Source organism: Brasilonema sp. UFV-L1, from assembly GCF_012912105.1.
Classification (GTDB): domain Bacteria; phylum Cyanobacteriota; class Cyanobacteriia; order Cyanobacteriales; family Nostocaceae; genus Brasilonema.
Genome location: NZ_QMEA01000278.1, coordinates 1 through 2,267 on the forward strand (window position 1 = coordinate 1; position 2,267 = coordinate 2,267).

At 44.7% G+C, this 2,267-nt stretch carries 2 protein-coding genes; one reads left to right on the forward strand and one right to left on the reverse strand.

Annotation, left to right across the window (positions count from 1 at the left end):
* Positions 1–1,127 (forward strand): DHHA1 domain-containing protein (locus DP117_RS34045; protein ID WP_248277971.1); only part of this gene is annotated, 1,127 nt, incomplete at its 5' end.
* Between the two features lie 111 nt (positions 1,128–1,238).
* Here the strand turns inward: DP117_RS34045 and tam are convergent.
* On the reverse strand, positions 1,239–2,009 hold the full coding sequence (gene tam, locus DP117_RS34050) for a trans-aconitate 2-methyltransferase (RefSeq protein ID WP_169222562.1): 771 nt from the start codon (positions 2,007–2,009) through the stop codon (positions 1,239–1,241).
* Positions 2,010–2,267: the final 258 nt, after the last annotated feature.

Consider the following 2,267-nt stretch of genomic DNA (forward strand, 5'->3'; position numbering starts at 1 on the left):
CCCCATCTTCCCCATCTCCCCCTCCTCCTCTTGCACGGGGTTCGGCGCGTTCGATTAACTCGGTTGATTTATATCAATTAGTGAAAGACCAAGCACATTTGTTGCATCGATTTGGTGGACATCCTTATGCAGCAGGGTTAAGTCTTCCAGTAGAGAACATACCTTTATTTACAGAAGCAATTAACCAGAGGTTCCGTCAATCTTTGAGAGGAACAATCTTAACACCAACTGTACAAGCTGACTTAGCTGTAACGGTAGCAGACTTGGGGAAAAATTTATTTTTGGAATTGAAGCTGCTAGAACCTTGTGGAATGGGGAACCCAGTTCCGAAACTGTTGATTCAAAACTGCTGGTTTGAAAATGCTTGGCATCGCAATCAGCAAGATTGGCAGGGGAAGAAGGTACAGTACATTAAAGCTGAGTTTGATATTCGGGATGAGTCAACAAGAAGTCCTTTTCCTGGGGTTTGGTGGGGACATTATAAAGATGAATTACCTTTAGGAAGGTGTGACTGCATTGCTGAACTGGACTACAACACTTTTAAAAAACGCTACGAAATCCGATTGATAGCTGTACGTTCCCGGATGAACTCACCACTAGCATCGTCATCTCAAACATTTATCATCGACTGGCGCAATATTCCAACTCCTGATTTTCAACTCCCGACTCCTCCGCTTGTCCTCAAAGAGTGTCCGACAAGTTGGGATGATTTACGTGCGCATTTGAGGCGATCGCTTCACAACCAACAACCCCTAGCACTGGCTTGGTGTAAACCAAATCCCAAACCACCAGAACAAATCTGGCTCACTCTTGTAGGAATTGCCAAATATCTCAGTCGCACAAATCAACCTGTGACCCGTGTTCAGTTATTGGAAAAATTGGGTATCACTGACCAAGCTTTACTTTTAGGATTAAGAGCTTTGAGATATTTGGGTTTCCAAATCTCACGTCAAGACCGTATGTTGGTATTCATTCAGCAGTCTACCATTGAACAAACTTTAGCACAAGCTGCTGTGAAAAAATTTTTAGCCGCTGTTCGGGAAGAACAATTTCAGCGACAGTATTTTGCTGAAGTTCCTTTATCGACAATTCAGGCGATAGCTAGCCCCTTAGGGGGCCGTAGCTAACGCTGCTGCGCTGCTTTGCAGATCGCATATCAAACAGCGTTGAAATAGTGACAAATTTTCAGTGTACACTTGTGTCAGATAGACCCAATGAATACAAAGCTCAGGCATCGTTTAGCGATAAGCAACAATGAAGAGCCGACGAAAAGGAAATAATATGCGACCATCCTTTTGTCGAGGATACGCTCGCGCCACACCAGCACGTAGCATTTCTTGAAATTGAAGCTTTTGCTCCTCCAATTCCAACGCTTCGAGAAACGGACGCAGACCAGTACCACTTATCCATTGCACAATTGCATCTGGACTGTCCATGATGTGGTTATATTCTGTTTCCCAGATGTCGATTCGTGAGACTTTAGGTTGCAGCAGGTCGTAATAGAAAGACGGCTTTTCATTCACCAATGCCTTTTTTGCGCTGTGCATCTTTTGTCGCCATGCCGGATCATCCGCAATTTCATACATGAGTTGATGAACAGGCGACTGAAAATGCACGGGCATCTGTACTGCTAAAACTCCATGAGGAGCAACCTGTTCCAAAAGGTGTGGAAACAGCGCGGCGTGATTTGGCACCCAGTGTAAGGTAGCATTAGAAAAAACAATGTCAAATGGAGCGTCAGCCGTCCAAGTGGCAACATCTGCCAAAACCCATTTTCCTTCTGCATAAGCAATCGAAGCAGCGGCAATCATTTCTGGTGAGTTATCAAGTCCGATGATGTCCGCTTTTGACCAGTGTCGGCGAAGTATTTGGGTGCTGTTCCCTGGCCCGCATCCCAAATCGATAATCCGTTGAGGATGAGAAACGGCTATGCGTGCAACCAAATCTAATGACGGCTGCGTGCGTTCATTGGCAAATTGCAAGTAAAGGTTAGCGTCCCAAGTTAGCATCTGTACCCTAAACACTACTCCTTAGAAGTTTCTTTTTGCACCTTTAGCATTGATTTTTCCAACATGCCATTTCAATTCTACAAGACGTTCAGGAGCATCTGTTAAAAGTTAGTCAAGAATCAATGATCAATAAACAATTACCCCACAACGTGGCTCGCGTAGCGCCGCTATGGAGTGCGCGGCGATCTGGGGCTTGAATCCCTTAATCTGAACTTCCCCCGGTGCAAATGTACTAAATAGTCTGAAAAAGCTTGTATA

What these genes read in the sequence shown, in the direction of transcription:
- tam (WP_169222562.1), bottom strand. Translation starts at nt 2,009, where the DNA reads ATGCTAACTTGGGACGCTAACCTTTACTTGCAATTTGCCAATGAACGC.